Raw genomic sequence first — 4,623 nt, forward strand, 5'->3', positions numbered from 1 at the left:
CATCGCCGCGTCGCTGTGGCGGCCCACGTCCCCCAGCGGCCAGCCGCAAATCGCCCGGACATGGTTCTCGAACTGGCTCACCAGGCAGGCATCGAGGGTCCAGTGCCCGGAATTATGCACCCGCGGGGCGATCTCGTTGACCACCAGATGGGGTGTCTCGCCGCCTCGCTCGAACAGCTCCACGCACAATACGCCCACATGGCCCAAGCTTTGGGCGATTTGGCCTGCAATCTTCCGGGCCTCGTACTCGGTGGTTCCCGAGATCCCGGCCGGACCCGGCTCGTGGCCAGGATGCCGCCCCGATGGACGTTCTCGACCACGTCGTAGAAGCGCGTTTCGCCATCCTGGCCGCGTACGGCAACGACCGAGAGCTCGCGCTCGAAGGCGACCATGCCTTCCAGCACCGCCGGCGCCTCGCCGATCGCCTCCCAGGCGGTCGCGGCCTCGCACAACGTATGGATCGGCACCTGGCCCTTGCCGTCATAGCCGAAGCGCCGCGTCTTGAGCAGGGCAGGGGTCCCGACCCTGGCAAGTCCCTCGTTGAGGTCGCCGAGGCTGTCCACCGCGGCATAGGGCGCGACCGCGATGCCGAGCCCGCTCACGAAGTCTTTCTCCACCAGCCTGTCTTGGGCCACCTCGAAGGATTTCGGCGGCGGATAGACATGCGATTCGCGGCCGGCGATCTCCAAGGACTTCGCCGGGATATTCTCGAACTCGCAGGTGACGACGCCGACGCTTTTGGCAAAGCGCGCGAGCGCCTCCGGGTCGTCATAGGCGCCGACGGTCGTTTTCGCGGCGACATCGAAGGCCGGGGCATCCGGCTCGGCATTATAGATGTGCGTCTTGAGTCCCAGCCGGCTCGCGGCAACCGAGAGCATGCGGCCGAGCTGGCCGCCGCCGAGAATGCCGATGGTGCTGCCCGGCGGGAGCGGCGCGTCAGCCATCGTCCTCAACCGTCTCGCCGATCGAAGCGGTCTGCTCCGCGCGCCAGGCGGCAAGCCGCGTGGCGAGGGCCTCATCGGCGACGCGAGAATGCCGGCGGCGAGCAGGCCAGCATTGGTGGCGCCGGCCTTGCCGATGGCCAGCGTGCCCACGGGCACGCCTGCCGGCATCTGGGCGATGGACAGGAGGCTGTCGAGACCTTTGAGAGCCTTGCTCTCGATGGGCACGCCAAGCACCGGCAGCTCCGTCATGGAGGCCGTCATGCCGGGCAGATGCGCGGCGCCGCCGGCCCCGGCGATGATCACCTTCAGCCCGCGTTCGCGCGCGCTCGCGGCGTACTCGTAGAGCCGGTTGGGAGTGCGATGGGCGGAGACCACCTTGGTCTCGTAGGGCACGTGCAGGGTGTCGAGCACGTCCGCGGCCGCCTGCAGCGTGGGCCAGTCCGAGCGGCTGCCCATGATGATGCCGACGGCAGGCTTCGCATCGCTGGTGCTTTCGCTCATGGGAGGGATCTGGCCGGAAAAAGGGCCGGTTCGAGGAAAGCGCGCGATTATAGGGACGCGCTATTCCTTGGCAAGACGCGTCTCGGGCTTGTCCCCCTTGCGATTTTGGCGCGATTCGGCTGCGTTAGGGCCTCGACGTCAGCCCGCGAGGACCCATGCCCCAAGACCGCTCAGAAGGCCCACCCCCGTCGCCGCCGAGCAGCACGCTGATGCGGCTCTACCTCCTGCTGCTCGTGTTTCTGATCGTGCCCATCGCGCTGAACTATGGATTGCGACCCGGGGCGACGTTGCCCCAGGTCCTCGACATCACGGTGTCGGGCACGGACCAGGTCCATGTGTTCCGGGCGCTGATGTGCCTCTATCTCGGGGCGGCCGTGTTCTGGGCGATTGCCGCCTTCACCCCGTCCTGGCAGCGCACGGCGGTCATCTGGGGGATTTTCTTCGCCTTTTCACTGGCGATCGGGCGCGTGCTCAGCCTCGTCGTCGACGGGCGCCGAGCCTGCTTCTGCTGGTCTATCTGGGGCTCGAGATCGCGGGCGGTCTCTTGGGGCTCGGCATTCTCATGGCCGCGGACCGCAAGGTCAGGCGATGATGTCGGGGAGGAGCTGATCCTCGGATCCGGGAGATCTCGTCCCGCAGAAAGAGCTTCTTCTTCTTGAGGCGCTTAAGCTGCAAGCGTCGGCGCGGCCGGAATGTTCCAGCGCGTTGATGGCGCTGTCCAGGTCCCGGTGCTCCTGCTTGAGCCTGCTCAACACAGCCCGAAGCTCGCGAATCTCCTCGCTTTCCATCGGGCGTCCCCCCTCCTTTCCCGTATCGGGGCGGAGTATCTGGCTGAACGCCGGACGGTGCAAGGTCTGAACGCGGGCTGCCCTCGTTGCGCGGGATGCGTGCGGCGGACGCCTTCATCAACACCCAGGCATTAGACAAGCGGCCGGCAATTTGACAGACTACCTGCCGTGACAATTGACTTTGGAGGTTCTGATATGGCGCTAGACGCACACCTCACTGAGTTGTCTCACAGGCACCGCGCGTTGGACCGAAAAATCGAAGAAGAGCAAGGAAGGCCGACGGCCAACGAGTTCAAGCTCGCGGAATGGAAGCGTCAAAAACTGCGTCTGAAGGATGAAATGGAGCGGCTGAGACACGAGCCGCAGCACTAGCGTAAAGAGCCGGGCCTCGAGTCGCGAGGCCGTCTCGGACCACTTGAAGATTTTTGGACGCCCGGCCGTCCCGGGCGTGACAGGAAGATTTTTATGGCCGCAACGAGGGGCGCGAAACCTCTCCGCGGCCATTGTTATTTGAGACCTGATGTCATTTGAGATCCTGATTCCTGACGGGATCCTGATTGTGTACCCCTGATTTGCGCCTGCGCCGCTGCCGTTGACCTAGATCAGTGCGGGCGACGGCGCGTGAGCTACGAGACCTGTTCTGGTTCTTGGGATGAGGGAGGTCGCGGAATGCAGGTTTGCGCGCGCGGGGTGATCATGGCGTTGGGTTTGCTCGCAAGCGGGCTCCTGTCGCCGGCGATTGCCGCGGACAAGGGGCTCACCGACAAAGGCGAGGTGCTTGTCCGGGAGAGTTGCTCACGGTGTCACGCGGTCGGCGTGACGGGCGACAGCCTAATCCGGACGCGCCGCCCTTCCGGACGCTGTCCAGCAAATATCCGGTCTCGGACTTGGCCGAATCGCTCGCCGAGGGCATCGTCTCCGGCCATCCGGAAATGCCGATCTTCGTGTTCATGCCGAACGATGTCGACGCCATCATCGCCTATCTGGAGTCGATCCAGACGACCGCACCTCCTGCGCCGGGCGAAACGCCGAACGGTTAGCGGGCCGCTCCCTCAGACATCGGCCGCGCCTTCCGGCCACATCAGCCAGTTGCGCGCTTCCTCGATCTGATCCGGGGCGAAATGCTCGACCTCGCATTCCATGAAAGGCGAGACGAGGCTCGACCAGAGATTATGGATCTCCGGGTTAGCCACGACGGCGATGCGGCTGAAATCCTTCAGATGCCGGAAGCTGAACTTGACGTCGTGCCACAGGCCGCGGCATCCATGCCTTCGAAGTCCTTGACCTCCTCGAGCACGCGCACCCGGCCGTGGCGGGCGATGAAGGCCTCGAGCTTTTGCGCGACGCGGTCGAACTCTTCGGTCGAGACGCGGCCGCTGAGGCTGATCTCGACGGCTTGAGCGTTGTCGTGCTCGGTATAGGTCAGCATGGGATGCTTCGTTCTCACGGTTTGTTTCGCGCGGCATCTTAGCCGCCGGTACGAGACGCTGCCCAGGGCTTCGGCGCTTCCAACTTGAGGCTTCCACAGAGGGTTGCGCCCGCGTGCAAGTTCACGGAAAATTAGGCTTAACGCGGCGACAATCCCGGCCTAAAGACACGCTATTGCCGCCTTTTCTCCGCCTAATGGCGTCCTCGATCAGGGAGACCCTACGATCAAAAAGCTGATCTTTTCCCTCGTGGCCGTCTGCGCGATCGCCTTGGGCGCGGTGTGGATGGTCTTGAACTCGGCTCCCATCGAAAAGCCGAAGACCGAGGCGCAGGTCAAGCGCTCGCTCGCCTACGAGCAGGCGATCTCCCAGCCGCGCGAAGACGACACCGATGAGAAGGTCGCCGACGAGAAGGACGCCGGGAATAAGGACATTCCGGACTTCGAGACGGTGACGGAAGAGGCCGCGCCCCAAAGCGCAGGCGACCCGCCGGCAATTCAAGACATCCCGTCGGACGGCGATGCCGGCGCGGCACAAGATCTCGCGTCGCTCCCTGACGAGAGCGCGGACGCGCAAGACCCGGCAGCCGTTCCGCCCCTGCCGGGCGCGCCGGGCGCCGATCAATGGGCGACGGACGGCGCCGAACAATGGGGCGACGAACGCCAGCCCGCCGATCCTTATGCAGGACAGGGCGATCCCTACGCGCCGCCGGGCGATCAGTACGCGCGCCAGGACGATCCATATGGACCGCCACAAGGCGACCCTATCGGGAAGACGAGCCTTACGATCCTTCCGTCGCGCGCAGTACGGACAGCCACAAGCCGATCCGTATGCGCAAGACCCTTATGCACAGCAAGACCCATACGCGCAGCAGGATCCTTACCCTCAGCAAGACCCTTACGGTGCCGCGCAGCAGCAGCCATGGAACGGGCAGGGGCAGGCTCAGGGGCCCAATCAAAACGG

The 4,623-nt window shown here is 64.9% G+C and carries 3 protein-coding genes and 5 pseudogenes; 4 read left to right on the forward strand and 4 right to left on the reverse strand.

Annotated features, from left to right (window positions below; translation table 11 throughout):
- Together AUC71_RS21760 and purE are read right to left on the reverse strand one after the other, a co-directional pair.
- On the reverse strand, window positions 1–450 hold a 450-nt coding region (locus AUC71_RS21760), incomplete at its 3' end, for an ATP-grasp domain-containing protein (RefSeq protein ID WP_280139266.1).
- Window positions 336–1,445: pseudogene (purE, locus tag AUC71_RS03085) on the reverse strand (5-(carboxyamino)imidazole ribonucleotide mutase); the annotation flags it as partial. The gene AUC71_RS21760 and the pseudogene purE, both read right to left, overlap by 115 nt.
- Before the next feature lie 209 nt (window positions 1,446–1,654).
- Here purE and AUC71_RS20720 point away from each other — a divergent pair.
- A pseudogene (locus tag AUC71_RS20720) lies at window positions 1,655–1,948 on the forward strand (DUF4345 domain-containing protein); the annotation flags it as partial.
- A 78-nt stretch (window positions 1,949–2,026) separates the two neighbouring features.
- Here AUC71_RS20720 and AUC71_RS20725 read toward each other — a convergent pair.
- Window positions 2,027–2,233 (reverse strand): annotated as a pseudogene (locus tag AUC71_RS20725) (YdcH family protein).
- A gap of 195 nt (window positions 2,234–2,428) precedes the next feature.
- Between AUC71_RS20725 and AUC71_RS03100 the strand changes: the two are divergent.
- Window positions 2,429–2,605, forward strand: a complete 177-nt coding sequence (locus AUC71_RS03100) for a YdcH family protein (protein ID WP_069623100.1) — start codon at window positions 2,429–2,431, stop codon at window positions 2,603–2,605.
- Between the two features lie 428 nt (window positions 2,606–3,033).
- Window positions 3,034–3,273 (forward strand): hypothetical protein, encoded by a 240-nt coding sequence (locus tag AUC71_RS03105; RefSeq protein WP_141701402.1) that lies wholly within the window; start codon window positions 3,034–3,036, stop codon window positions 3,271–3,273.
- 12 nt (window positions 3,274–3,285) lie between these two features.
- On the opposite strand, the pseudogene AUC71_RS22515 reads toward AUC71_RS03105, so the two are convergent.
- Window positions 3,286–3,662, reverse strand: a pseudogene (locus tag AUC71_RS22515) (SpoIIAA family protein).
- 247 nt (window positions 3,663–3,909) lie between these two features.
- Between AUC71_RS22515 and AUC71_RS19155 the strand changes: the two are divergent.
- Window positions 3,910–4,623 (forward strand): annotated as a pseudogene (locus AUC71_RS19155) (hypothetical protein); the annotation flags it as partial.

It is taken from the genome of Methyloceanibacter marginalis (assembly GCF_001723295.1).
GTDB classification, from domain to species: domain Bacteria; phylum Pseudomonadota; class Alphaproteobacteria; order Rhizobiales; family Methyloligellaceae; genus Methyloceanibacter; species Methyloceanibacter marginalis.